Here is a 24,824-nt window from a genome sequence, read left to right as displayed (position 1 = left end):
CACTAAGAAAGAAAACTAAATAATTTAAAAAATATTTTATTTGAAAACAAAAGAGTGTCGATTTTATCGACACTCTTGTTTCTTTAAATACTAAAAGTATTGTTCAATCTATATGTTATATTGCGAATAGGATACCAGCAATTGTTCCTGTTAAACAAGTTGCAAGTGCACCACCTAATAATGCTTTAAATCCTAACTTTGCAATTAAACCTTTCTTTTCTGGAGCTAAAGCACCGATACCACCAATTTGTACGGCAACTGAGCTGATGTTAGCAAATCCACATAAAGCATAAGTTAATATAAGGACTGTTTTAGGTTGTAATGTTCCAGCTGCGATATACTTAGATAATTCTGAGTAAGCAACGAATTCATTAATCATAACCTTTTGACCAAGTAAGCTACCAGCAGTTCCTAAATCGCTAGTTGGTATACCCATTGCAAATGTTAAAGGTGTGAAAATCTTACCTAATAACCATTGGAAGCTAAGATCTGGGAATCCTACGAGTCCACCAAGTGAAGCTAATATGTAGTTAAGTAAAGCGATAAGTGCAACGAATGCTAAAAGCATAGCAGCAACGTTTAATGCAAGACCTAATCCCTCGCTTGCTCCATTAGCAGCGGCTTCAACAACGTTTGATGCTGTTTGTTCTATTTGAATATCTGTAGTATTTTTTGTCTTTGGTTCTTCAGTTTCTGGTACTAATATTTTAGCTAATATAAGTCCAGCAGGAGCAGCCATTATACTTGCAGCAAGTAAGTCACCTGCATTAACTCCCATTGCAACATATCCAGCCATAACTCCACCAGCAACTGTTGCCATACCACCAACCATGATAGCCATAAGTTCTGACTTAGTCATGTCTTTTATAAACGGTTTAACAAGAAGTGGCGCTTCTGTTTGACCTAAGAATATGTTACCAACAGCACTTAATGTTTCAGCACCTGATGTTCCAAGTAACTTACAAAGTCCCTTAGCTATTATTTTAACTATAAATTGCATAATTCCTAAATAGTAAAGTATTCCCATTAATGCTGAGAAGAAGATAATTGTTGGAAGTACTTGAAGTGCAAATATCATTCCAAAAGTATCTTGGTTCATTAAGTTACCGAATAAGAACTTAGAACCTTCAAGTGTAAAGTCAAGTAATTTAGTTATAGCTTTACTACAAAAATCAAAGAATGCTCTACCAGCAGGTACTTTTAATATTAATAATGCGAATGCTACTTGTAGTCCAAGACCAATCCCAACTAAACGCCAGTTAATTTTTTTCCTGTTGTCTGAGAATAGTACAGCTATTCCGATAATTGCAGCGACTCCTAATAATCCTATAAATCTACTCAATGTTATTTCTCCTTTGTTTGTAAAATTTAGTCATTTTTACTCTAGCTTTTTTATAATCTTTTGATTATTTCTCTAGTTAAAGTCATAAAGCTATCTCTAGCCTTAGTTGAAGTTTCTATAACTTCTTCGTGGTTAAGTGGTTGTTCTAAAATTCCAGCAGCCATATTTGTTAGGCATGAGATCCCTAAAACTTCAATGCCAGAATGATTGGCTACAATTACTTCTGGTGCGGTAGACATTCCTACAGCATCACCACCCATAAATCTTACCATTCTAATTTCGGCTGGAGTTTCATAAGTAGGCCCACTAAACATAGTATAAACTCCTTCTTTTATGTCTATTCCTAAATCTTTTGCAGTATTTTTTGCAAGGTCTCTAAGCTGTGGCTTATAAGCTGTAGACATATCAGGGAATCTTGGACCAAAATCATCTAAGTTTTTTCCTATTAAAGGATTTGCACCGGAGAAGTTAATTTGATCATTAATGATCATTAAGTCACCAGGCTTAAAGTCAGTATTAACTGCTCCAGCTGCGTTGGTAACGATTAACTTTTGGATGCCTAAAAGGTGCATTACTCTAACTGGAAATGTTACTTCTTGCATTGAATATCCTTCGTAATAATGGAATCTTCCTTGCATTGCAACAACAACTTTTCCTTCAAGTTTTCCTATAACTAGACGGCCAGCATGACCTTCTACAGTGGATACAGGGAAATTTGGTAATTCTTCATATGGATAAAATTCAGGTTCTTCAATTAAATCAGCTAAAGATCCTAAACCTGATCCAAGTATAAGTCCAATTTCAGGTTTATACTTACTTTTTGCAAGTATGTAATCTGAAGTAGCCTTAATGGTGTTTGATAAATCCATTTTAATCACCCCTATAAATATTTCGTTTTAATTATTACTTTACTGCTTATAGCAAAAAGCATAATTTTTCATTTTGTCATATTAAATTATAGAATAAAATTAAACAAATTTAAATACAAAAATTAAATTTTAGCGAAATAAATAAAAAAATGGCGAATATAACCCAAATAGTATCTAAATGAATATATTAGTATATACTATTTCGTCTGGTAGGTGGTTGAAAATGATATTTATAGCATTTATTACAATAACAATATTAATAGTTTTAGATATTATCATTACTTCTTATAGAAGTAGAGGAGAAAAAAGTGATGTAATAGTGGTACTAGGGTGCAATTTAGATAGCTTTTTTATGAGTCAAAGAATTGAAAAAACAATTGAGCTATACAAAAACAATATTGCACAGCATATTATTGCAACTGGAAAAGGAAGAGGAGAAATAACGGAAGCATTAGGTATGAAAGAGATGCTTATAGGACTTGGAATACCTAGCGAATACATATATGTAGAAGAAAAAGCAATAAATACTTATGATAATTTAAAGTTTTCAAAAAATATAATGGATATAAATAATTTTAAAAGTGCTGTTATTGTTTCTGATGGTTATCATTTAGCTAGAATAAAAATGATTTGTAGGAATATAAAATTAAAAGCAACTTTTGAAGGAAAGAATTGTAATTATTATGGGAGGTATGAGATATTTGCCATTATAAGAGAAGTTCCTGCATACATTAAAGATTTCATTATTAGTTTTATCCAGTATAAAATAAAAAAAGTGGCTAGTTAGCCACTTTTTTATTATTTTTCTAGGAATTTCTCTCCAACTATAACAACATCTCCAGCACCAACTGTTAGTAACATATCACCAGAGTTTATATGTTGCTTTATATACTCTACAGCTTCATCATGAGAGTGTACATTTGTACATTTAACACCAGTTTTTCTTATAGCATCTCCTAATTCATCAGAAGAAACAAGACCAGTATCTTTTTCTCTTGCAGCATATATGTCCATCAATACTAGTTCATCTGCATCATTAAATGCTGTAGTAAAATCATCAAATAATGTCTTTGTTCTAGTATAAGTATGTGGTTGGAAAACACAGAATGTTTTTCCGTGAGGTATCTTTTTAGCTGTATTTAGAGTAGCTTTTATTTCAACTGGGTGATGAGCATAGTCGTCTATTACAGTTACTCCATTAGCTTCACCTTTGTACTCGAATCTCTTATGAGCCCCTCTACATTCAGCTAATCCTTCAGCTATATCATCATATGAAAGTCCAAAGATTAAACCAACACAAACGCTAGATAATGCATTTAATACATTATGTTTTCCAGGCATGTTTAATTTAAGATTAAATAATTCCTCTCCATCTTTGCAAACTGTAAATGAAGCACATCCCATATTGTTGTATTCAATATTTTTAGCTGTTACTCTAGCATTAGAGAAGCCATAACTTAATACATTACAATCAGCTTCTTCTAAGATTTTAGCTACATTGCTATCTTCATTGTAGCCGATTAAGTATCCATCTTTAGGAATTAACTTTGAGAATTTTTTAAATGTTTCAGTAATATGATTTAAATCTCTGTAATAATCAAGATGATCTGCATCTATATTTAGAATTATTCCTATGTATGGGAAGAATCTTAAGAATGACTCTTTATATTCGCATGCTTCAGTTACAAAATATTCGCTACTTCCTATTCTATAGTTACCACCAATTACATCAACTTCTCCACCAACAAGAATTGTTGGATCTAGCTCAGCTTTAAGAGTTATATTTGTAATCATACTTGTAGTAGTTGTTTTACCATGAGTACCAGCAACTGCTACATTGTATTTATGTCCCTTCATGATATGTCCTAAGAATTCAGCTCTATCCATAAGATGAATATTCTTATCCTTGGCTTCTACAATTTCAGGATTATCCTGAGGTATAGCAGCAGTATACACAACTAAGTCAACATCTTGAATATTTTCTCTTCTATGACCTATGTGAATTTCTGCACCTTTCGCTTTTAAGCTATTAGTGATGTTTGATTCTTTAGAATCAGAACCTGAAACTTTAAATCCATTATTTAAAAGCACAGCTGCAAGACCGCTCATGCTTATACCACCAATTCCTATAAAGTGAACTTTTTTATTAGTATCTTTTAAAAAATCAAATGACATGAAATCAACCCCTTTTTATTAGTTCATTTATAATTATATACATTTTTAATTAATTGAACACAACAAAACAATTAAGAATTGAAAATTTTTTAGAAAATAAACCCATATTTAAAAAGAATTTAAAAATAATTAATGTATAAGTAGCTAAAAAATATTGCACTGGGATAAAATATAGAATAAAATATGAATATTAAGATGGTAAAAAGTAAAAATAATTCGTGCAATTTCGTACGATTATGGAAAATGTAGGTGATTTTAATGGAAAAATTGAGTAGAAATAGTAGGGTTGTTGTAATAACAAAAATACTAATGGAAAATCCAAATAAAATTATTGGATTAAATAAATTTTCAGAATTATTAAATGCAGCTAAATCAACGATAAGTGAAGATATAGTTATAGTTAGAGAAATATTAGAAAAACTTAAAATGGGAAGAGTAGAAACAATATCAGGTGCCGCTGGAGGTATAAGATACGTTCCAGAAATGAGTATTGAAAAAGGAAAAGAATTTGCGCTAGAATTATGTGATCTTTTAAAAGATGATGGAAGAGTCGTACCTGGAAATATAATTTATATGACAGACTTAATGTATAACCCTGAAATAATAAGCAGAGCAGGAACTATACTTTCATCATGGTTTGAGCAGATGGAGATAGATTACGTTATAACAGTTGAAACTAAGGGTATACCTTTAGCTTATGAAGTTGCTAGAAACTTAGGAGTTCAACTCGTAATCGCAAGAAGAGATAATCAGTTCGCAGAAGGAACTACAATGACAATAAATTATGTATCAGGAACGAGTGGAAGACTTCAACAAATGTCTCTTTCAAAGAAATCAATGAAGAGTAATTCAAAATGTGTATTTATCGATGATTTTATGAAAGGTGGCGGAACTGCACTTGGAATAAAAGACCTTTTAAAAGAGTTCGATAGTGAACTTGTTGGAATTGGGGTCTTAGTTGATAGTAAGGAAGCAAAGAAGAAACTTGTTGATGAATATGCATCTATAGTAGAGCTTCATTCAGTTAGTGAATCATCAATAATAGATGTTCGTCCATCAAAAATATTCAAATAGAGTATACAGATTACACCGAAGAGTAAAAAATAAATTATTTTTTTAAAATATTTCCAAATAAAAAGAGGAAATTGCCAACTTATGGAGAATTATAATACCATCAAGGCAACTGGAGGTGTAGTCAAATGCAAATTACAGACGTTAGAATTAGAAAGATAGCTACGGATGGAAAAATGAAAGCAATAGTATCCATCACTTTTGATGACCAATTTGTGGTTCACGATATTAAGGTTATTGAGGGACAAAATGGATTATTTATCGCTATGCCAAGTAGAAAGACTCCTGATGGAGAGTTTAAGGATATCGCACATCCTATAAACACAGACTCAAGAGAAACAATACAAACAGCTATTCTTGAAGCATATGATAAAGCGTTAACAGAAGACGCAAATGCAGAATAATATTAAGGCTTAAAATAAAAGGGTAATTCCCTTTTATTTTTTTGTTTTAAAATACTTGGAAATACGAATGTTGGAAAGTGTAAATTAAATATTGTAGGCAAATAATTTATTTAAAAGTTTACAGAGGTTGAAATACAAGATTGATTGAAATATAATAAAATAGAAATAGTTTGATTTAAGAATATAGAGAGCAAATAATATATACTATTTAATAAAAAAAGTATCATAATAGAGGTGGTAAAGTGTATAAATGTGCATTAATACTTGCAGCAGGTCAAGGAAAGAGAATAAAATCTGATATTCCGAAGGTGCTACATAAAGTTTGCGGTAAGGAAATGGTTAACCATGTTATAGATAACATGAGAAAAGCAGAAATAGAAGATGTAAATGTAATAATCGGAAAAGGTGCTGAACTTGTAAAGGAAGGTACTAAAGATAGAGCCGTTTCATATTCTATGCAAGAAGAACAACTGGGAACTGGACACGCGGTTAAGTGTGCAGCCGATTTCTTAAGAGGTAAAAAAGGAACTGTAGTAGTGTTTGCAGGTGACGCGCCATTAACAAAAAAGGCCACTATAGAAAACTTAATAAAAGAGCATGAAGAAAATAAAAATGCTGCTACATTATTAAGTGCGATGGTAGAAGATCCAACAGGATATGGAAGAATAATAAGAGATGAAGATGGCTATGTTTTAAAGATAGTTGAACATAAAGATTGTAATGAAGATGAGTTATTAGTTAACGAAATGAATGCAGCTATGTACTGCTTTGATATAGAGGAATTAGTTAATTCATTAGAAAAACTTTCAAATAATAATAACCAAGGAGAATATTACCTTACAGATGTAATTGGTATTCTTAAAGATGAAGCAAAGAAAATTGGAGCTGTTGTTACAGATTACGAAGATACAATAGGAGTAAATTCAAGAGCTCAATTAGCAGAAGCAGAAGAAATATTAAGAAATAGAATAAATGAGTCACACCTTGATAATGGAGTTACTCTAATAGATCCAAAAGCTACTTATATAGGTATAGATGTTGAAATTGGAAAGGATACAGTTATTTATCCTGGAACAATATTAGAAGGAAAAACTATAATAGGATCAAACTGCTTAATTATGCAAAATTGTAGAATTAAAGATAGTAAGATAAATGAAGGTGTTACTGTTGAATCATCAGTAATATTAGATAGTGAAATTGGAGATAACACAACAGTTGGGCCATTTGCATATATAAGACCTGAAAGTAAGATAGGTTCAAAAGCAAGAATAGGTGATTTTGTAGAAATTAAAAAATCAACTATAGGAGATGGTACAAAGGTATCACATTTAACTTATATTGGAGATGCAGAAGTTGGATCAGGATGTAACTTTGGATGTGGAACAGTTGTAGTTAACTATGATGGTAAAGTAAAGAACAAGACAATAATAGGAGATCATAGCTTTATTGGATGTAATACTAATTTAGTTTCACCAGTAACAGTTCATGATAATACTTATATTGCGGCTGGTTCTACAATAACTAATGATGTTTTAGAAGGAGATCTTGCAATAGCTAGAGCTAAGCAAAGAAACATCAAAGGATGGGTAGAGAAAAAAGGATTAAAGAAGTAGATAATTAAAAATTTATATACAATTTAAAGAGCTAAAGTTTGAGGAGGTCTTCATTAATTATGTTAAGTCATGTAAAGAATATAAAAATATTCACAGGTAACTCACACCCAGAGTTAGCGCAAGAGATTGCTAAAATATTAGGACTAAAAGTAGGTGCTGGTGATGTAGGAACTTTTAGTGATGGAGAAATATCAGTAAATATTGGAGAAACTGTAAGAGGTGCTGACGTATTTATAGTACAATCAACTTGTTCACCTGTTAATAATAACTTAATGGAATTATTAATAATGATAGATGCATTTAAAAGAGCATCAGCAGGAAGAATAACAGCAGTTATTCCTTACTATGGATATGCAAGACAAGACAGAAAAGCTAAGTCAAGAGATCCGATAACTGCAAAGTTAGTAGCAGATCTTTTAACTACAGCTGGAGCAGATAGAGTTCTAACAATGGATTTACATGCTGCTCAAATTCAAGGATATTTCAACATACCAGTTGATCACTTAGTTGGTTCACCAATCCTTTCAAGATATTTTGTAGATAAGGGATTAGCAGACCAAGATGATGTAGTGGTTGTATCACCTGACCTTGGAAGTGTTACAAGAGCTAGAAAATTCGCTGATAGATTACATGCACCAATAGCGATTATAGATAAAAGAAGACCTAAAGCAAATGTATCTGAAATAATGAATATTATTGGAGATGTTGAAGGAAAGAAATGTATCTTAATAGATGATATGATAGATACAGCTGGAACAATTGCAAATGCAGCAAATGCATTAAAGGAATTAGGAGCTAAGAATGTATATGCTTGTTGTACTCACGGAGTGTTATCAGGTCCAGCATTTGAAAGAATAAATAATTCAGCAATAGAAGAACTAGTTATGCTTAACACAATTAAATTACCAGAGGGTGTAGATAAAGAAAAGTTCAAATCAATATCAGTTGCTCCATTATTTGCAGAAGCAATAAGAAGAATATATGATGACGAACCAATAAGTAAATTATTTGAAGCATAAAATTTTAGTACATAAGATATAATAAGTAAATTATTAGATTTAAAACCTCTAGAAAATTAACTAGAGGTTTTAAATTTTATCAAAATAATGATTTATAGTTAATAATTTGTAACTTTTAGACAAAACTATATTAAAAAGCAACAAAAAATGATAAATTTATAATTGGTAGTTAACTAATAGAATGGGGAACTAGCAATATTAAGCATGGAGGTGCCGAGATGGAAGGCGTTTTAGGAAAAGTATTAATAGTTGATGATGATGAAAATATTTGCGAAGTTATAAATATGTATGTTAAGAGTGCAGGATATGATACAAGAGTTGCACATAATGGTAAAGAAGCAGAAGAATTATTTTTAGATTATAAACCTGACATAGTATTATTAGATGTTATGATACCAAACATAGATGGAATAGATGTATTAAAGTGGGTAAGAAAAGAAGGAACAACTCCTGTAATAATGCTTACAGCTAAGGGAGATACATTTGATAAAGTTTTAGCTTTAGAACTTGGAGCAGACGATTACATAGTTAAACCATTTGAACCAAAGGAATTACTAGCAAGAGTTAAGGCTGTAATGAGAAGATATACAGCAGATAACACAAATAAGGAAGTAATCCAATATAATGATTTAACAATTGATGCTAACTCATACAGAGTTATATATAGAAATAATGAAGTTAAAATGCCACCTAAAGAATTCGAACTATTATATTACTTAGCATGTAATAAAAATAGAGTATTCACAAGAGAACAGTTATTATGCGAAGTTTGGGGATATGATTATCCAGGAGATTCAAGAACTGTTGACGTTCACGTTAAGAGATTAAGAGAAAAACTTCACTCAGGAGATACATGGCAAATAGAAACTGTTTGGGGGGTTGGCTACAAATTCGAGGTGAAATAGATGAAAAAAAGTAGCTTAGCTTATAAGCTTATAATAACTTTTACTTTAATTTTAGCCATTGCATTAGTAATAGTTGCTGGAGTATTATCTATTTGGTTTAAAGGATACTACTTTGATCAAAAGAAAGATCAGCTTAATAAAGAAAGTACAATTATTGAGAGTGCAGCTATATCGTATTTAACGTTAGATAAAAGTTCAAATTTAACAACTCTAAAAAACGTAATGGATTTCGTTGGTAAATCAGTAGATGCAGAGATATTAATTACTGACAACTTAGGATATACATATGCGGTATCTAGTAGTGAACATGAAAGTTATAAGTTTTCTAATTTGGGAATTCCTAAGGAAGATATGGATGTTTTAAAACAAGGTAAAGCTATAGAGTATGGTAGTATAAAAACTTCAACAAAAAATGATTATGTTTATTTAAAACCAATATTTAATAAGGATTATTTTAGTGGAGTTATAGTTATGGTAATACCTATAGATAGTATTCTTGATCCTATAATAAGAGTTAATGAAGTAATTTGGGTTACAGCTATAATTGCTATTGTTTTAGGTGGAATAGTACTTTACTTATATAGTAAGAAATCATTAATAGAACCAATAGATGAAGTGGCTACAGCAGCTAGAAGGTTAGCTAAAGGTGGTGTAGATCAAAGGATTGAGGTAAAAGCTAATAATGAAATAGGTGAGCTTGCACAATCTTTTAATACAATGGCAGAATCACTTCAGCAAGTTGATGATAATAGAAGGGCATTTATATCAAACGTATCTCATGAACTTAGATCGCCCATAACATCAATAAAAGGTTTTATATCAGGAATTCTAGATGGAGTAATTCCTAGAGATAAAGAAGGATATTATCTTAATATTGTTTATGAAGAAACAGATAGATTATCAAGGCTTATAAATGACTTATTAGATATATCAAGCTTAGAAGCAGGAAAGATAAGACTTAATAAACAAGAATTGGATATAAGTAATTTAATAAGGCATACTATTGCTAAATTTGAGGGATCAATAAATAATAAATGCCTAATCGTTGATGTTGTATTAGAAAAAGAACATCAATATGTTATTGGTGATAATGATAGAATAACTCAAGTAGTTACAAATTTAATTGATAATGCCGTTAAGTATAGCCATGAAAATGGTAATATAAGAATTAACACTAAGTCAAAGGGGGATAAAGTATTTGTAAGTATTTACAATGATGGTGAAACCCTAACACAAGAGCAATTAGTTAAGATTTGGGATAGATTCTATAAGGCTGATGTCTCTAGAACGAATAAAGTGAGTACAGGACTTGGATTGCCAATAGTAAGATTGATACTTACAGAACATGGTGAAGATATTTGGGTTGAAAATTATAAAGATACTGGTGTTATATTTACATTTACTTTAACTAAAAAATAGGTTTGGTGACGTATATGAAAAATAGTAAAGATAAAAACGGTACTATAAATATAAAAAGTAAGAAGAAATTTATTACACGAAAAAGTATTCTAATAGTATTAGCGGTGTTATTAGTAGCAGTGCTAACTGGAGTAATATCAGTAGAGTATGTTTTAAATAAATTAAACGTACGCAATATAAATCAAGATAATGATATAAGTAACATAAAGTCAGGGGCTATAACAGAAAGAAATATAAAAAAAGCTATAAGCGAAGTGGCGCCATCTTTAGTTACTGTAGGAGATAGTGTTAGTAATTTAGAACCACATAAATTACCAAATACAAATTCAACTGGAGTGGTTATTGCAAAGGATGGGCTTATAGCAACTTCATATAGCAATATAAAAGATTATAAAAACATTTTTGTAGAATTACCTTCAAAAGGATTTAAACCGATGAAGGGAGTTGTGCTAGGATATAATGAAAATGCTGATATAGCATTAGTCAAAATATCAGCCAATGATTTAAGCCCTATAAAGATATCTGATGATAAATCTATAAAGCCTGGAAACATAGTTTATGCTTTAGGAAATTCAAATGGTGATAGTTATATTGGTCTTATTACACCAGGGATAATAACATCAACAAACCATAATGTTAAGGTTGGAGATAGTGACTATGAAGCAATTCAAACTAGTGCTATTATGAATGAAGAAAATTATGGTGGAGTTCTCTGCAATTCAAGTGGTGAACTTATTGGAATAAATAGTAAGTACTTAACTGATAAGTATAGTAGAGATGAGTTATTCTTTGCTGTAAGTAGTGAGGCACTAAAAGCTGTTACAAATGAAATAATAAAAGATGCAGATGTTTTAGGAATAAGAGGGTCAGAAGTTGAAGTAGATAATGAATATAAAAAAGGTTTCTATATTGAAAGTTTAAGTGAAGATGGAAAGGCTGCAAAGAGTGGACTTAAGCCTACGGATATAATATTGACGGCCAATGGGAAACCTATATTATCCTATGATGATTTAATGGATATTATTAAAAATTCTAAAAAAGATAATAAGATAGAACTTCAAATTTTAAGAGATGGCAAAATGCAAAAATTGGATATGGCTATATAAATAACAAAGAGGCTTTTTTTGAAAGCCTCTTTATTATTGCAAAAATTTAGTATAATATTAAGTAGTATTTGAATAGATGTATGGTTATAGTGAAAAGATTATAATATATAATTAAGCTAGAAAGAGGAGATTACATGTTTTTAATAGTTGGACTTGGGAATCCAGGTGAAAAGTATGATAATACTAGACATAATATAGGATTTGAGGCTATAGATTATATAGCTAAGAAGTATAATATAGATATAAATAGGAAAAAATTCAAAGGTGAATATGGAGAAGGATTTATAGGAAGCGAAAAGGTTATTCTTATGAAACCAACTACATATATGAATTTAAGTGGAGAGTGTGTAAGGGAAGTTATAGATTTTTATAAACTTACAAATGAGGATATATTAGTAATATACGATGATATAAGTCTAGATGTTGGAAGGCTTAGAATAAGAGAAAAGGGAAGTGCTGGTGGACATAATGGAATTAAGAGTATAATAGCACACCTTGGAAGTGATGAATTCTCAAGAATTAAAATTGGCGTAGGACAACCTAAAGGGGATTTAGTTAATCATGTATTAGGTAAATTCTCAAAAGAAGAAAATGAAATTTTAGAAGAAAGTTTAGAAGCTGCAAAGCTTTCAGTAGATATAATTTTAAAAGAAGATACAAGTTCAGCAATGAATAAATATAATGGATTTAAGGCAAAGAAAAGTATTTAAGGAGGATGTATAACATGAGGTTACAAGGGTTAATGACGCCCTTAATTGAGAGTGGGGAATTTAATGAGATAAGCAATAATATAGATAATAAGAAATTTCCTTCTGCAATATATGGTTTATCTGAATCGGGTAGAACGTACTTAATAGATGCTCTATTTGAAAAGTATGATAGACCATTAGTTGTAGTTACTCATAGTGATATTGAGGCAAAAAATTTATATGAAGATTTAAGTTTCTACTCTACAGAAGTTTATTATTTTCCAGTAAGGGAAGTTGTTTTCTATAATATAGACGCAATATCAGGAGATCTAAGGTGGGCTAGACTTAAGGTTATAAAAGAAATTTTAAATAAGAAGAAGAAAATAATAGTAACATCAATAGAAGCTTTTGCGGCAAACTACACTCCAAGGGAGTATTATGAAAAGCATAAAATCAATTTGAGTGTAAATGATGAAGTTGATTTCTCCAGTGTTAGTAGGCTACTAATTGAAGGCGGATATGAAAGAGTAGAGATGGTGGAAGGTAAGGGAGAATTTGCGCTAAGAGGAGGTATACTTGATGTATATCCACCAGATTCAGCATACCCTTACAGAGTAGAATTATTTGGAGATGAAATTGATTCTATAAGAACCTTCAATGTAGAATCTCAAAGAAGTATAGAAAAAGTAAAATCAGTAGATATTTTCCCTGCTAAGGAAATAATAATAGATGATGATGTTATAAGTTATGCTAAAGAGAATTTAAGAAATGAACTAAATAAATCTTTAGAGAGTAATAAAGATAAAGAAGTTAAGGAAAAGCTATCTGAGACTATAAATAGAAACTTAGAAAGTTTAGTTCAGACTTCAAGTTTCGAAACTATAGACTCATATTTACCGTTCTTCTATGAAAAGCTTGAGAGTTTATTTGATTATTTTAAAGGGTACAATTTTATAATAGATGATACAACAAGAGTCCTTGGAAAACTAGAAGGAACCTATACTGAATTTAGAGAGAATTTTTCAATATTCCTTCAAAAGGGAAATATACTTCCAAAGCACTCAGAACTATTAATTGACTATAATAAAGTAGTAGATAAATTTGAAGAATCTAATTTAATAACTTTAGATACATTCCAAAAGAGTAGAGAGATATTTAGACCTCGTTCTATAACTAATATATCTCAATTAACTCTTCATAATTATCAAGGGCAATTAGATTTATTAATTGATGATATTAAAGATAAGAAAAATAAAGGTTTTAGAACACTAATTCTTTCTGGTACAAGAACAAGGGGAGAAAGATTAGTTGATACGTTAAGAGACAGAGATATAGAAAGTGTTTATAAAGATACTGTAGATAATATACAATGTGGAGAAGTTGTTATAACTTTTGGTAATCTTCTAAAGGGATTTGAATATCCAAATGAAAAAGTTTGTGTAATATCAGATAAAGAAGTCTTTGGTGAAGCGAAAAGAAAATTACCAAAGAAGAGAAAGCAAAGAAAGGGAGTATCAAAAATAAACTCCTTTGCAGAGCTTAAAATAGGAGATTATGTTGTTCATGTAAACCATGGAGTTGGTGTATATAAAGGTATAAAGCAGATAGAGGTATCAGGAAATACTAGAGATTATTTAGATATAGTATATCAAAAGGGAGATAAGCTTTATGTACCAGTTGAGCAACTTGACCTTATACAGAAGTATATAGGTAGTGAAGGAAAGACTCCTAAAGTTAATAAACTAGGAGGAACTGAGTGGCAAAAGGCTAAAAGTAAAGTTAGAACTTCTATAAATGAAATAGCAAAGGATTTAGTAAAACTTTATGCAACAAGAGCTACACTAAAGGGATATAAATTCAGTAGGGATACAGAATGGCAAAGACAGTTTGAGGATGAATTCCCTTATGATGAAACTCCTGACCAACTAACATCTCTTGAAGAGATTAAGAAGGATATGGAATCACAAAAGTCTATGGATAGACTTCTTTGTGGTGACGTTGGATATGGTAAGACGGAAGTAGCTGTAAGAGCTGCATTTAAAGCTGTTATGGATGGAAAGCAAGTAGCATTCTTAGTTCCAACAACAATACTTGCAGAGCAACATTATAAAAATATGGTTAAGAGATTCTCAGATTTTCCTATAAAGATAGATATGATAAGTAGATTTAGGACTGCAAAGCAGCAGAAAGCTACTATACAGGCAGCTAAAGAGGGGAATGTTGATATACTTATAGGAACACATAAACTTGTAGCTAAAGATATACAGTTTAAGGATTTAGGACTTCTTATAATTGATGAAGAACAAAGATTTGGAGTTAAACAAAAAGAGAAAATAAAAGAGATTAAAAAGAATGTTGATGTACTAACACTTAGTGCAACACCAATTCCAAGAACTCTTCATATGTCTTTAACAGGAGCTCGTGATATTTCAGTCATAGAGACTCCACCTGAAGAGAGATACCCTGTACAAACTTATGTTATAGAGCAAAATGATCAACTTATAAGAGATGCTATACTTAGGGAGATGAATAGAGGGGGTCAGGTTTTCTTTGTTTATAATAGAGTAGAAAGTATTGAAAGCATGGCAAACTATATTAAAGAATTAGTTCCTGAAAGTAGAGTAACATTTGCACATGGAAGAATGACAGAGAGACAACTTGAAACGGAAATGATGGCCTTTGTGAATAAGGAGTATGATGTTTTAGTATGTACTACTATTATTGAAACAGGTATAGATATGCCAAATGTAAATACAATAATAGTTTATGATGCAGATAAGATGGGGCTTTCACAGCTTTATCAATTAAGAGGAAGAGTTGGAAGATCTAATAAGATTGCATATGCATACCTTTTATATACTAAGGATAAAGTTTTAACAGAAGTAGCGGAAAAGAGACTTAAAGCATTAAAAGATTTTACAGAACTAGGCTCAGGCTTTAAGATTGCTATGCGAGATTTAGAAATAAGAGGTGCAGGAAATATGATGGGATCTGCACAACATGGTCATATGGCCACTATAGGTTATGATTTATATTGCAGAATGCTTGAAGATACAATAAAGCTTATTAAGGGTGAAATCACAAAAGAACCTATTGAAACGACTGTTGATATTAAGGTAGATGCATATATTCCAGAAAGCTTTATAAAGGATGAAAATCAAAAGATTGAAGTATATAAGAAGATTGCTGCAATTGAAAGTTATGATGAATATATGGAAATTAAAGATGAACTTGAAGATAGATATTCAGACATTCCTGATTCAGTTTATAATTTGATGGATATAGCTTATATAAAGAGTAAAGCTAGAGAGCTTAATGTAGAAGAGATAAAAGAAACTCCAAAAGGTATATTCTTTAAATTTGTAGAAGGTGATAAAGAATATGAAAAAGTATTTAAAGTTTTATTAGAAAAATACAAAAATAATGTTATACTTAAATTTGGAAATAACCCAGAATTTGAATTTAAGCAAAATAGTGTAAAAAAAGAAGAAACTTTACCATTCTTTAAGGAAATGTTAGACAATATTATAAAAGTAATAAATACTTAAAAGTTAAATAATTGAATTGAGGTTATAATATTGTTATACTTAAAACATGTGAAATTTTAGAAAATAAATCGTTATAAAATAAAATTAGTGAAGTGAGGGAAAAAACGTGGGTAAGATTAAAAAGTTAGTAGCTCTAGGATTAGTTGTGATGGCTAGTATGTCATTTGCAGGATGTAAGATGATACAAAAGACTCCAGAAGCAGTACAAAAAGAAACATTAGCTAAAGTTGGAGACCAAAAGATAACAAGACAAGATTTAACAGACGCAATGACATATTATTATAAACAATACGAACAGCAATTTGGAAAAGATTATAAAAATAATGAGCAAGTAAAAGCTCAATTACAAGCTCAAGAAAAACAAATGTTAGAGAGTTTAGTAGATACAAAAGTAATAGTACAAGAAGCTGAAAAGAATAAATGGGTTCCTTCAACAGAAGAATTAGATAAAGAAGTTAATTCACAATTTGATAAAATGAAGACTGCGTATAAGACAGAAGATGAGTTTAAAGCAGCATATCAACAAAGTGGTCTTAAAGATGATGCTGCAGTTAAAGAAATGTTAAAAGAAAACATAATAGTAAAAACAACTCTTGATGATCATATATATAAAGATTTAAAAGTTAGTGATGAATCTATTAAAAAGTACTATGATGAAAATAAAGACTCATTTAAAGTAGATAAGGCTGGAGCTATGATATACAATATAGTTCTTCCAGATGAAAAGACAGCAGAAAAAGTAAGAAAAGAAATTTTAGATAAATCAACAACTTTTGAACAGGCGGCTGCAAAGTATAATACTGATAATACTAAAGCTACTGGTGGTTCATTAGGATATGTTGCTTATGATTCAACTCAATACTTACCTGAGTTTATGAGTGCTGCTAAGAAGCTTAAAAACGGTGAGATATCACAACCTGTTAAGACTAAGTATGGATATCACTTAATAAAAGTAGAAAATGTTATGGAAAAGCCAGGTATAATGCCACTTGATTATGTAAAGAGTGATATAAAAGATAATTTATTAAGTTCAGAACAACAAAAGGCTTATACTGAAACTATTAAAAAGTGGAAAGATGAAATTGGAGTTAAAGTATACGAAGATAAACTTCAATCATAAATTATACATTTAAAGAACATCTAAATTGTTAGGTGTTCTTTTTTTTCTTTTAAATATTGGTTATATGTGCATAAAATTTCTATCTAGTTAAATAATAATAGTGCTACTAATTTTAATAGTATTTTATTAAGGAGGTTAATTATAAATGAAAGCTACAGGAATTGTAAGACGTATTGATGATTTAGGTAGAGTTGTTATACCAAAAGAAATAAGAAGAACTTTAAGAATCAGAGAAGGAGATCCACTTGAAATCTTTACAGATAGAGAAGGTGGAGTAATTCTTAAGAAGTATTCCCCTATTGGAGAACTTACAGACTTCTCAAAAGAGTATGCTGAAAGTTTACAACAAGCTATTGGACATATAATCTTAATAAGTGATAAAGATGCATTTATATCAGCAAGTGGTGTGCCTAAGAAAGATTACATAGATAGAAAAATAAGCAACGAACTTGAAACTGTTATGGAAGGTAGAAAACCAGTATTGCTTGGGGACGGCAATCAAAAATTAATCCCATTACATAGTGATGAAGACGTAGAAGGAATGACATCACAAGTAGTAGCACCTATAATTGCAGAAGGTGACGCAATTGGAGCTGTTGTTATCCTATCAAAACAATCAGGAGAAAAGATGGGAGAATTAGAACTTAAATTAGCAGAAACAGCTGCAGCTTTCTTAGGAAAGCAAATGGAACAATAAAAAAATATTTTTTATTAAGTAAAACAGAAAATAAAAGTAATAATACCTCTAAACTTACAATAATAATTATTAGTAAAAGAAAAGTTTGGAGGTATTTTATGAAGAAACAATCCCTAATAAAGGGTAGTATAATATTAGGAACTGCTGGAATACTAGCAAAATTCCTCGGGGTATTTTTTAGATGGCCTCTTATAATGCTTATAGGTGATGAAGGAATAGGACTTTATCAAATGTCATTCCCTTTATATATGTTTTTTGTAGCCATAGCATCAGGAGTACCAGTTGCTATCTCTAAAATCGTTTCAGAAAATAATGCAATGGGTGACATAGAAGGAAGTTTTAAAGTTGTAAAATGTTCTACCTATATGATGCTTATACTGGGTGCTGGGACAACATTCTTTTTATTTTTCTTTGCAAAGCCTATAATTAATTTTCTAAAATGGGACATGAAGGCTTATTATTCATTGATAGGTATATCATTTGCACCTCTCATAATTTCCGTTATGACAATATTTAGAGGATTCTTTCAAGGCCTTCAAAATATGACACCATCTGCAGCATCGCAAGTTCTTGAGCAGATTGGTAGAGTAGTTTTTGGAGTTGGACTAGCTGTTTTATTTCTTCCAAAAGGAATAGAATTTGCAGCCGGTGGTGCAGCTTTTGGTGCAGCAGCAGGAGGGCTACTTGGAGGTGGATATCTATATATTAAATATCTAATTACTAAGAAAAATTATGGAATCAAGAAAGTGAAAAGTGATCCAGCTGTTATGAGTAAAATACTTAGAATTGCAATTCCTATATCACTAGGAGCTACAGTTGGAACAATAATGAATCTTATTGATTCTATATTTATTCCACAAAAATTATTAGAAGCAGGGTTTACAACGCAACAATCAACAATTCTATATGCACAGCTTACAGGGAAGGCTTCCGTTATAGTAAATATACCAATGACTCTTTCAATGGCTCTATCTATATCATTAATTCCAATAATAGCAGAACAATATATTTTAAGAAGAACTAGAGATGTTGAAAATAAAGTAAATCTAGCAATAAAGATTTCAACTGTTATATCAATACCATGTATGTTTGGTATGTTTTTTATGGCAGAACCAATAATGAAACTTATATTTCCAGGAAGATATGAGGGATTCGAGATTCTTAGATATCTTTCGCTTACGGTACCTTTTGTAATTTTAACTCAAACTACTACATCTATATTACAAGGAGTAGGTAGATATATACTTCCAGTTGTAAATCTTTTTGTAGGTTGTGGAATAAAGCTTATACTAACTCTCATGCTAGTTCCTATGCCTAAATTTAATATATATGGAGCTGTAATAGCGAGTATATTAGCTTATATCGTAACGACAATCTTAAATATGATTTTACTAAAAGTGAATTTAAAAACAAAAATTAAAATAAATAATAATATAATAAAACCTATAATTGCATCAGTTATAATGACAGCTGCAGTTTTATTTAGCTATAAAATGATTTTAAACTATACAATGAGTAATGGAGTATCTTGCTTATTATCAGTATTTTTAGGTATTATAGTATATATGGCTTCAATAATTTGCATGAGAGTGTTTTATGTTGAAGAAGTAAAGAGCAGATTTTATAAAAAATAAACATACAAAAGGAGAACTACCTAATGATTAAGATTATTGGTTTAGGACCAGGAGCTAGTGATGCTCTTACCGTAGGTGCACTAAGAGTATTAGAAGAAAGTGATAATATTTATTTTAGAACAGAAATTCACCCAACAGTTGAGTTTATAAGAAAAAGAAATATAGAATTTAAAACATATGATCATTTTTATAATAGTGGAGAAAGTTTTGATGAAGTCTATAAAAATATAGCAGAAGACTTAGTTGAAATTCATAAAGAAACAGGAAATGTTGTATATGCAGTTCCAGGGCATCCGTTAGTCGCAGAAAAATCAGTATCAAATCTTATGGAGATTTGTGATGAAGAGAAAATAGAGTACGATATTCTTCCAGCAGTTAGCTTTATTGATGCAATGATGGATAGACTTAAAATAGATCCTATTGAAGGTCTTAAAGTTATTGACGCTTTTGATATAAATAATCAAATAATGGATAAGAGAATAGGTACTATAATAACACAAGTATACAATCCATTTATTGCATCAGAAGTTAAGCTTAAGCTTTTAGAGTGTTATGATGATGAAACAAAGATAATTTATGTAAGAGCGGCAGGTATTGAAGGTTTAGAGAGTATAAGGGAAATCCCACTATATGAACTTGATATGCAAGAGGATATAGATTATCTAACATCTGTGTATATACCTAAAGATTTAAACAATAAAAAGGACATAAATGATTTAATAGCTTTAATAGATGTATTAAGAAGTGATGAAGGATGCCCTTGGGATAGAGAACAAACTCATGAAAGTATAAAAAATGGAATAGTTGAAGAAAGCTATGAAGTTAAAGATGCCATAGAAAAAGATGATGATAATGCGTTGATAGAAGAACTTGGGGATGTTTTATTACATGTGATATTCCATTCATCAATAGGAAAAGAAGATGGATATTTTGATTTTAGTGATGTAATAGAAGGAATTTATACTAAGATGATAGATAGACATCCGCATATATTTAAGGGTAAAGATGCTTGCAGTTCAGAAGAAGTTGTACAAAATTGGGAAGAAATAAAGAAGGAAGAGAAGGGATTTGAAACAGTAACGGAAGAATTAAGAGGTGTTGCAAATGCTCTTCCAGCTTTAATTAGAGCTCATAAGATTCAAAACAAGGCGAGAAAAGTTGGATTTGATTGGGATAATGTAGAAGATGCATCAAAAAAGGTAACAGAAGAATTAAATGAAGTTTTAGATGTATATAATACAGAAGATAAGGGAAAGATAACAGAAGAAGTTGGAGATTTATTGTTTGCATGTGTAAATGTAGCAAGATTTCTAAATGTTGATGAAGAAGAAGCATTAAATAAAACAACTGATAAATTCATAAGAAGATTTAGTTATATAGAAGAACAGGCAATTGCCAAAGGAAAAGATTTAAGAGATATGTCTCTTGAAGAAATGGATGAACTTTGGAATGAGGCTAAAAGACAAGAAAATAATTAGATTTAGAAGGATTTTCAAGGTTTTTAGAGAATATAATTAAGTAATAAATTCTATACTTCCAAATTATTGTATTAAATTAGCTTTTTTTTACAGGAATATATGAATATTTATATATTCAGTATAGACGAGAGTACAAAGTAATAATATAATAAGATAATGTAAGTGTAGTACATAAAGAATTAGTTAGTACTATAAATATGTAACTAGTTATTTAAGGAGGATGTAATTGTGAATAAAGCAGAATTAATTACTAGTATGGCTGAAAAGTCAAAGTTAACTAAAAAAGATGCAGAAGTAGCTTTAAAAGCATTTATAGAAAGTGTTGAAGAAGCTTTAGAAAATGGTGAAAGAGTTCAATTAGTTGGATTCGGAACTTTCGAAACTAGAGAAAGAGCAGCTAGAGAAGGAAGAAACCCAAGAACTAAAGAAACTATAAAAATTCCAGCATCAACTGTTCCAGTATTCAAAGCTGGTAAAGAGTTTAAAGAAAAAGTTAATAAGTAATTTTTTTGAACCCGAGGAGACTCGGGTTCTTTTATAAAATTAAGTTTTAATTTGAATATTATTAAACATTAGATGTAATATATCCATCACTAAATAGTGGTGGATATAAATTTAAAAAAAGAAGGTGACTTTGTATGAGATTAGACAAGTATTTAAAGGTTTCAAGACTTATAAAGAGAAGAACTATTGCTAAAGAAGCGTGTGAAAGTGAAAGAGTTTCTATAAATGGTAAAATAGCAAAGTCAGGAACTCAAGTAAAAGAAGGGGACATAATAGAAATTACATTTGCAAATAGATCATTACGTGCTGAAGTTCTAAATATAGTAGAGCATGTTAAAAAAGAAGATGCAAAGGATATGTATAAGATATTAGAGGGTGCAGAAATAGAATAATTTCATAATAATCTTTAAAGACGTCAATTTAAGAATATAGAAATTAATAATCACATATATTTCTTAATAAGAGTAATGTCTAAAGGAGATTATATATGGAAAAGAAATCTGATAACATACAAGCTTGCAAAAGTAAGATGGAACTAGAGAATAGAAAAAAACTTTCATTAACAGGTGTTGATGAAGTAATGAGTTTTGATGATGAGAAGATAGTACTTAATACTATACTTGGAAAGCTTAAAATCAATGGTCAAGGACTTAAGATGAATAAGCTAGATGTTAAAAATGGGGATGTAATAATAGAGGGACATATTACAAGCATGATATACAGTGGTAAAGTAAAGCGAAAAAGAAGAAGAATAAATTTAAAAAAGCTTATAAGTAGGTAAAAAATATGCCATTAGAGTTAGAAGTTCAATTTAATATTGTATTTTATGCATTAGCTGCTGGATTTATTTTAGGAATTTTTTTCGACATATATAGAATATTAAGAGGAAAAAAAGGACATAAAATAATAGTAATGATACAGGATATCCTATTTTGGATATTATCAGCACTAGCTATATTTACGTTTTTGCTTTACACAAACTTTGCTTTTTTGGGGCCATATGTTTATTTATGTATGGGAGTATCTTTGCTTATATATCTAAAATTATTTAGCAAAGCCATATATAAATTAGAAAATATAATTCTTTTCGGCACAAAGACAATAGTGAGAAGAAGCTACAAAAATGCAAGTTATCCCCTAAGAATTATATGGTCAAAAATTAATAATAAAAACTAATTTTAAATAAAAGCTAAATATAATTAAAAATAACTTGAATTAAGAGTTCAGAGTGTTTAAAATATATTTATAGAATTTAAAAAATGAGGTACTATGGATGATAAAAAAGATAAAAGGGAAGAACTTAATAATCTTAGTACTAAGCCTTGTTTTTTTACTTAGTTTTGTTAGACAAGAGAGAGCTATAAAAAGAATAGAAGATACTATAGCTCAGAAGCATACAGAATTAGAAAAGCTGAAGGAAAAAAACAAGCAGCTTGAAGAGGAAGTTAAAAGTGCTAATTCTGATGAGTATATTGAGACCTTAGCTAGAGAAAGACTTAAGATGGTTAAACCAGGTGAACAAGTCGTAAATGATAAAAAAGGTGACTCAAAGTCTGAAAAGTAGGTTATTATTAATAATAACATATATATTTTATTTAAATTAAGGAGGAGTCTTTTAAACATGACCTTAGAGGCAGGAAACATATTAGAAGGTACAGTGGTAAATATTACTAATTTCGGAGCTTTCGTAGAATTAGAAGGCGGAAAAACAGGTCTAGTTCATATATCAGAAGTAGCAGATTCTTTTGTAAAGGACATAAGACAACATTTAAAAGAACAAGATAAAGTAAAAGTAAAAGTTATATCAATTGATGATAACGGAAAAATTAGTTTATCAATAAAGCAAGCTGAAACTAAGCCAAAAAAATCAGTTAGACCAGCTGAATTTGATTGGGTAACTGAAAAGAAAAAAGCTGGCGGAAATTTTGAGGATAAGATGTCTAAGTTCTTAAAAGATAGTGAAGAAAGAATGCAAGATGTTAAAAAGCATCAAGATTTCAAAAGCAAGAGTGGTAAAAAATCATTCTAAAATACACGACATCATATAAATTTAATATATAAATCTATATAATAAAAAGCCCTTAGATGATTAACTAGAGGCTTTTTATTATTTTATATGGGTAAAATGACATGGAAATAATAAAAAATAGTTTTTAAATTATAGATATAGGTATTAGATTATAAAAAATTAGAATATATTTTATCTTTAGAACATAAGCAATATAGCCATTTAACATAACTTTTTAAAATAAAAGTAATATTATTATAAAAAAGTTTCGAATAAATGTTGACAGTACTATATCTATACTATATAATAACTATTGTCGTCAGGAAATGACAGAGAGAAAAACGCATGCCGAAGTGGCGGAACTGGCAGACGCACAGGACTTAAAATCCTGCGGTGGTTAAACACCGTACCGGTTCGATTCCGGTCTTCGGCACCAAGTTTTTCAAAATATAATATCGCGGGATGGAGCAGTTGGTAGCTCGTCGGGCTCATAACCCGAAGGTCGTAGGTTCAAGTCCTGCTCCCGCAACCACAAATGTGGCGGAATAGCTCAGCTGGCTAGAGCATTCGGTTCATACCCGAAGTGTCGTAGGTTCAAGTCCTATTTCCGCTACCAATTAACTCATGCCGAAGTGGCGGAACTGGCAGACGCACAGGACTTAAAATCCTGCGGTGGTTAAACACCGTACCGGTTCGATTCCGGTCTTCGGCACCAAGTTAATTTTAAAAATGAAATAATTTATAATATCGCGGGATGGAGCAGTTGGTAGCTCGTCGGGCTCATAACCCGAAGGTCGTAGGTTCAAGTCCTGCTCCCGCAACCACAAAGCGTGGCGGAATAGCTCAGCTGGCTAGAGCATTCGGTTCATACCCGAAGTGTCGTAGGTTCAAGTCCTATTTCCGCTACCAATTGCCTGCCGAAGTGGCGGAACTGGCAGACGCACAGGACTTAAAATCCTGCGGTGGTTAAACACCGTACCGGTTCGATTCCGGTCTTCGGCACCAAAGATCTAAGATTCTTCTTAGATCTTTTTTGCTATATAAAATAAAAGTATAGAAGCTATAGTCGAAAAAAGATTTATTATAGCTTCTATTTTTTTATGCATAAAAAAATATGTTAAGAAATAACAAATTGATATATATAATGACAAAGAGTAAAAATAAAATAAATTGCTACAAAGTATTGGAAGATGGCACTTCATGGAACTTTTTATATGATATGA

At 30.6% G+C, this 24,824-nt stretch carries 23 protein-coding genes and 7 tRNA genes; 27 read left to right on the top strand and 3 right to left on the bottom strand.

Annotation, left to right across the window (positions count from 1 at the left end; genetic code table 11):
• Window positions 1-115: 115 nt before the first annotated feature.
• Window positions 116-1,342, bottom strand: coding sequence for a NupC/NupG family nucleoside CNT transporter (locus ACQPUW_RS14055; protein WP_430838124.1), 1,227 nt, complete (start codon window positions 1,340-1,342; stop codon window positions 116-118).
• Between the two features lie 50 nt (window positions 1,343-1,392).
• Window positions 1,393-2,211: a purine-nucleoside phosphorylase gene (locus ACQPUW_RS14050; RefSeq protein WP_430838123.1), complete on the bottom strand. Its 819-nt coding sequence runs from the start codon at window positions 2,209-2,211 to the stop codon at window positions 1,393-1,395.
• A gap of 223 nt (window positions 2,212-2,434) precedes the next feature.
• On the opposite strand from ACQPUW_RS14050, the gene ACQPUW_RS14045 reads away from it, so the two are divergent.
• Window positions 2,435-2,998: a YdcF family protein gene (locus tag ACQPUW_RS14045; RefSeq protein WP_430838122.1), complete on the top strand. Its 564-nt coding sequence runs from the start codon at window positions 2,435-2,437 to the stop codon at window positions 2,996-2,998.
• 11 nt (window positions 2,999-3,009) lie between these two features.
• On the opposite strand, the gene murC is transcribed toward ACQPUW_RS14045, so the two are convergent.
• Window positions 3,010-4,386 (bottom strand): UDP-N-acetylmuramate--L-alanine ligase, encoded by a 1,377-nt coding sequence (murC, locus tag ACQPUW_RS14040; protein WP_430838121.1) that lies wholly within the window; start codon window positions 4,384-4,386, stop codon window positions 3,010-3,012.
• A 258-nt stretch (window positions 4,387-4,644) separates the two neighbouring features.
• Between murC and purR the strand changes: the two genes are divergently transcribed.
• The 26 genes from purR to ACQPUW_RS13910 all read left to right on the top strand — a co-directional run bounded on the left by purR (window position 4,645) and on the right by ACQPUW_RS13910 (window position 24,606).
• Window positions 4,645-5,460: a pur operon repressor gene (purR, locus tag ACQPUW_RS14035; RefSeq protein WP_430838120.1), complete on the top strand. Its 816-nt coding sequence runs from the start codon at window positions 4,645-4,647 to the stop codon at window positions 5,458-5,460.
• Between the two features lie 125 nt (window positions 5,461-5,585).
• The gene (spoVG, locus tag ACQPUW_RS14030; protein WP_430838119.1) at window positions 5,586-5,861 is read left to right on the top strand and encodes a septation regulator SpoVG; all 276 of its coding nucleotides are present in this window, start codon (window positions 5,586-5,588) and stop codon (window positions 5,859-5,861) included.
• Window positions 5,862-6,103: 242 nt separating this feature from the next.
• Window positions 6,104-7,474, top strand: a complete 1,371-nt coding sequence (gene glmU, locus ACQPUW_RS14025; protein WP_430838118.1) for a bifunctional UDP-N-acetylglucosamine diphosphorylase/glucosamine-1-phosphate N-acetyltransferase GlmU — start codon at window positions 6,104-6,106, stop codon at window positions 7,472-7,474.
• Window positions 7,475-7,533: 59 nt separating this feature from the next.
• The gene (locus ACQPUW_RS14020; protein WP_430838117.1) at window positions 7,534-8,493 is read left to right on the top strand and encodes a ribose-phosphate diphosphokinase; all 960 of its coding nucleotides are present in this window, start codon (window positions 7,534-7,536) and stop codon (window positions 8,491-8,493) included.
• Between the two features lie 218 nt (window positions 8,494-8,711).
• Window positions 8,712-9,398 (top strand): response regulator transcription factor, encoded by a 687-nt coding sequence (locus tag ACQPUW_RS14015; RefSeq protein ID WP_221861351.1) that lies wholly within the window; start codon window positions 8,712-8,714, stop codon window positions 9,396-9,398.
• A complete protein-coding gene (locus ACQPUW_RS14010; RefSeq protein ID WP_430838116.1) occupies window positions 9,399-10,817 on the top strand; it encodes an ATP-binding protein in 1,419 nt (472 codons plus the stop codon). It begins immediately after the preceding gene.
• A gap of 14 nt (window positions 10,818-10,831) precedes the next feature.
• The gene (locus ACQPUW_RS14005; RefSeq protein ID WP_430838115.1) at window positions 10,832-11,923 is read left to right on the top strand and encodes a S1C family serine protease; all 1,092 of its coding nucleotides are present in this window, start codon (window positions 10,832-10,834) and stop codon (window positions 11,921-11,923) included.
• 134 nt (window positions 11,924-12,057) lie between these two features.
• Complete coding sequence (gene pth, locus ACQPUW_RS14000) at window positions 12,058-12,633, top strand: aminoacyl-tRNA hydrolase (RefSeq protein WP_430838114.1); 576 nt, start codon at window positions 12,058-12,060, stop codon at window positions 12,631-12,633.
• A gap of 14 nt (window positions 12,634-12,647) precedes the next feature.
• Window positions 12,648-16,160 (top strand): transcription-repair coupling factor, encoded by a 3,513-nt coding sequence (gene mfd, locus ACQPUW_RS13995; protein ID WP_430838113.1) that lies wholly within the window; start codon window positions 12,648-12,650, stop codon window positions 16,158-16,160.
• A gap of 106 nt (window positions 16,161-16,266) precedes the next feature.
• On the top strand, window positions 16,267-17,280 hold the full coding sequence (locus ACQPUW_RS13990) for a peptidylprolyl isomerase (protein WP_430838112.1): 1,014 nt from the start codon (window positions 16,267-16,269) through the stop codon (window positions 17,278-17,280).
• Between the two features lie 145 nt (window positions 17,281-17,425).
• The gene (spoVT, locus tag ACQPUW_RS13985) at window positions 17,426-17,977 is read left to right on the top strand and encodes a stage V sporulation protein T (protein WP_430838111.1); all 552 of its coding nucleotides are present in this window, start codon (window positions 17,426-17,428) and stop codon (window positions 17,975-17,977) included.
• Window positions 17,978-18,075: 98 nt separating this feature from the next.
• Window positions 18,076-19,611 carry a putative polysaccharide biosynthesis protein gene (locus ACQPUW_RS13980; RefSeq protein ID WP_430838110.1) on the top strand — a complete coding sequence of 512 codons (1,536 nt, stop codon included), beginning with the start codon at window positions 18,076-18,078 and terminating at the stop codon, window positions 19,609-19,611.
• A 23-nt stretch (window positions 19,612-19,634) separates the two neighbouring features.
• Window positions 19,635-21,089: a nucleoside triphosphate pyrophosphohydrolase gene (mazG, locus tag ACQPUW_RS13975; RefSeq protein ID WP_430838109.1), complete on the top strand. Its 1,455-nt coding sequence runs from the start codon at window positions 19,635-19,637 to the stop codon at window positions 21,087-21,089.
• Window positions 21,090-21,317: 228 nt separating this feature from the next.
• Entirely contained in the window at window positions 21,318-21,593 is a 276-nt protein-coding gene (locus ACQPUW_RS13970) for an HU family DNA-binding protein (RefSeq protein WP_204594072.1), read from the top strand.
• Between the two features lie 134 nt (window positions 21,594-21,727).
• Complete coding sequence (locus tag ACQPUW_RS13965) at window positions 21,728-21,985, top strand: RNA-binding S4 domain-containing protein (RefSeq protein ID WP_204594071.1); 258 nt, start codon at window positions 21,728-21,730, stop codon at window positions 21,983-21,985.
• A 95-nt stretch (window positions 21,986-22,080) separates the two neighbouring features.
• Window positions 22,081-22,374 (top strand): sporulation protein YabP, encoded by a 294-nt coding sequence (yabP, locus tag ACQPUW_RS13960; protein ID WP_430838108.1) that lies wholly within the window; start codon window positions 22,081-22,083, stop codon window positions 22,372-22,374.
• Between the two features lie 5 nt (window positions 22,375-22,379).
• Entirely contained in the window at window positions 22,380-22,769 is a 390-nt protein-coding gene (yabQ, locus tag ACQPUW_RS13955) for a spore cortex biosynthesis protein YabQ (protein ID WP_430838107.1), read from the top strand.
• 97 nt (window positions 22,770-22,866) lie between these two features.
• Entirely contained in the window at window positions 22,867-23,157 is a 291-nt protein-coding gene (locus ACQPUW_RS13950; protein ID WP_430838106.1) for an FtsB family cell division protein, read from the top strand.
• Between the two features lie 57 nt (window positions 23,158-23,214).
• Window positions 23,215-23,622, top strand: a complete 408-nt coding sequence (locus ACQPUW_RS13945) for a S1 domain-containing RNA-binding protein (RefSeq protein ID WP_430838105.1) — start codon at window positions 23,215-23,217, stop codon at window positions 23,620-23,622.
• Between the two features lie 326 nt (window positions 23,623-23,948).
• Window positions 23,949-24,037, top strand: a tRNA-Leu gene (locus ACQPUW_RS13940).
• A 20-nt stretch (window positions 24,038-24,057) separates the two neighbouring features.
• A tRNA-Met gene (locus tag ACQPUW_RS13935) sits at window positions 24,058-24,133 on the top strand.
• A 7-nt stretch (window positions 24,134-24,140) separates the two neighbouring features.
• Window positions 24,141-24,217 (top strand) — tRNA-Met (locus ACQPUW_RS13930).
• 10 nt (window positions 24,218-24,227) lie between these two features.
• A tRNA-Leu gene (locus ACQPUW_RS13925) sits at window positions 24,228-24,316 on the top strand.
• A gap of 33 nt (window positions 24,317-24,349) precedes the next feature.
• Window positions 24,350-24,425: transfer RNA gene (locus ACQPUW_RS13920), tRNA-Met, on the top strand.
• Between the two features lie 8 nt (window positions 24,426-24,433).
• Window positions 24,434-24,510: transfer RNA gene (locus ACQPUW_RS13915), tRNA-Met, on the top strand.
• Between the two features lie 7 nt (window positions 24,511-24,517).
• Window positions 24,518-24,606 (top strand) — tRNA-Leu (locus ACQPUW_RS13910).
• Window positions 24,607-24,824: the final 218 nt, after the last annotated feature.

It is taken from the genome of Clostridium sardiniense, from assembly GCF_050584765.1.
In the GTDB taxonomy this organism is placed as follows: domain Bacteria; phylum Bacillota; class Clostridia; order Clostridiales; family Clostridiaceae; genus Clostridium; species Clostridium sardiniense_A.
This window is presented reverse-complemented; position numbering and strand designations above follow the sequence as displayed.

Bases quoted from the DNA above. Each gene is read 5' to 3' on its own strand.
- ACQPUW_RS14050 (WP_430838123.1), bottom strand. From the start codon at position 2,211: ATGGATTTATCAAACACCATTAAGGCTACTTCAGATTACATACTTGCA.
- ACQPUW_RS14045 (WP_430838122.1), top strand. From the start codon at position 2,435: ATGATATTTATAGCATTTATTACAATAACAATATTAATAGTTTTAGAT.
- murC (WP_430838121.1), bottom strand. From the start codon at position 4,386: ATGTCATTTGATTTTTTAAAAGATACTAATAAAAAAGTTCACTTTATA.
- purR (WP_430838120.1), top strand. From the start codon at position 4,645: ATGGAAAAATTGAGTAGAAATAGTAGGGTTGTTGTAATAACAAAAATA.
- spoVG (WP_430838119.1), top strand. From the start codon at position 5,586: ATGCAAATTACAGACGTTAGAATTAGAAAGATAGCTACGGATGGAAAA.
- ACQPUW_RS14020 (WP_430838117.1), top strand. From the start codon at position 7,534: ATGTTAAGTCATGTAAAGAATATAAAAATATTCACAGGTAACTCACAC.
- ACQPUW_RS14015 (WP_221861351.1), top strand. From the start codon at position 8,712: ATGGAAGGCGTTTTAGGAAAAGTATTAATAGTTGATGATGATGAAAAT.
- ACQPUW_RS14010 (WP_430838116.1), top strand. From the start codon at position 9,399: ATGAAAAAAAGTAGCTTAGCTTATAAGCTTATAATAACTTTTACTTTA.
- ACQPUW_RS14005 (WP_430838115.1), top strand. From the start codon at position 10,832: ATGAAAAATAGTAAAGATAAAAACGGTACTATAAATATAAAAAGTAAG.
- pth (WP_430838114.1), top strand. From the start codon at position 12,058: ATGTTTTTAATAGTTGGACTTGGGAATCCAGGTGAAAAGTATGATAAT.
- mfd (WP_430838113.1), top strand. From the start codon at position 12,648: ATGAGGTTACAAGGGTTAATGACGCCCTTAATTGAGAGTGGGGAATTT.
- spoVT (WP_430838111.1), top strand. From the start codon at position 17,426: ATGAAAGCTACAGGAATTGTAAGACGTATTGATGATTTAGGTAGAGTT.
- ACQPUW_RS13980 (WP_430838110.1), top strand. From the start codon at position 18,076: ATGAAGAAACAATCCCTAATAAAGGGTAGTATAATATTAGGAACTGCT.
- mazG (WP_430838109.1), top strand. From the start codon at position 19,635: ATGATTAAGATTATTGGTTTAGGACCAGGAGCTAGTGATGCTCTTACC.
- ACQPUW_RS13965 (WP_204594071.1), top strand. From the start codon at position 21,728: ATGAGATTAGACAAGTATTTAAAGGTTTCAAGACTTATAAAGAGAAGA.
- yabP (WP_430838108.1), top strand. From the start codon at position 22,081: ATGGAAAAGAAATCTGATAACATACAAGCTTGCAAAAGTAAGATGGAA.
- yabQ (WP_430838107.1), top strand. From the start codon at position 22,380: ATGCCATTAGAGTTAGAAGTTCAATTTAATATTGTATTTTATGCATTA.
- ACQPUW_RS13950 (WP_430838106.1), top strand. From the start codon at position 22,867: ATGATAAAAAAGATAAAAGGGAAGAACTTAATAATCTTAGTACTAAGC.
- ACQPUW_RS13945 (WP_430838105.1), top strand. From the start codon at position 23,215: ATGACCTTAGAGGCAGGAAACATATTAGAAGGTACAGTGGTAAATATT.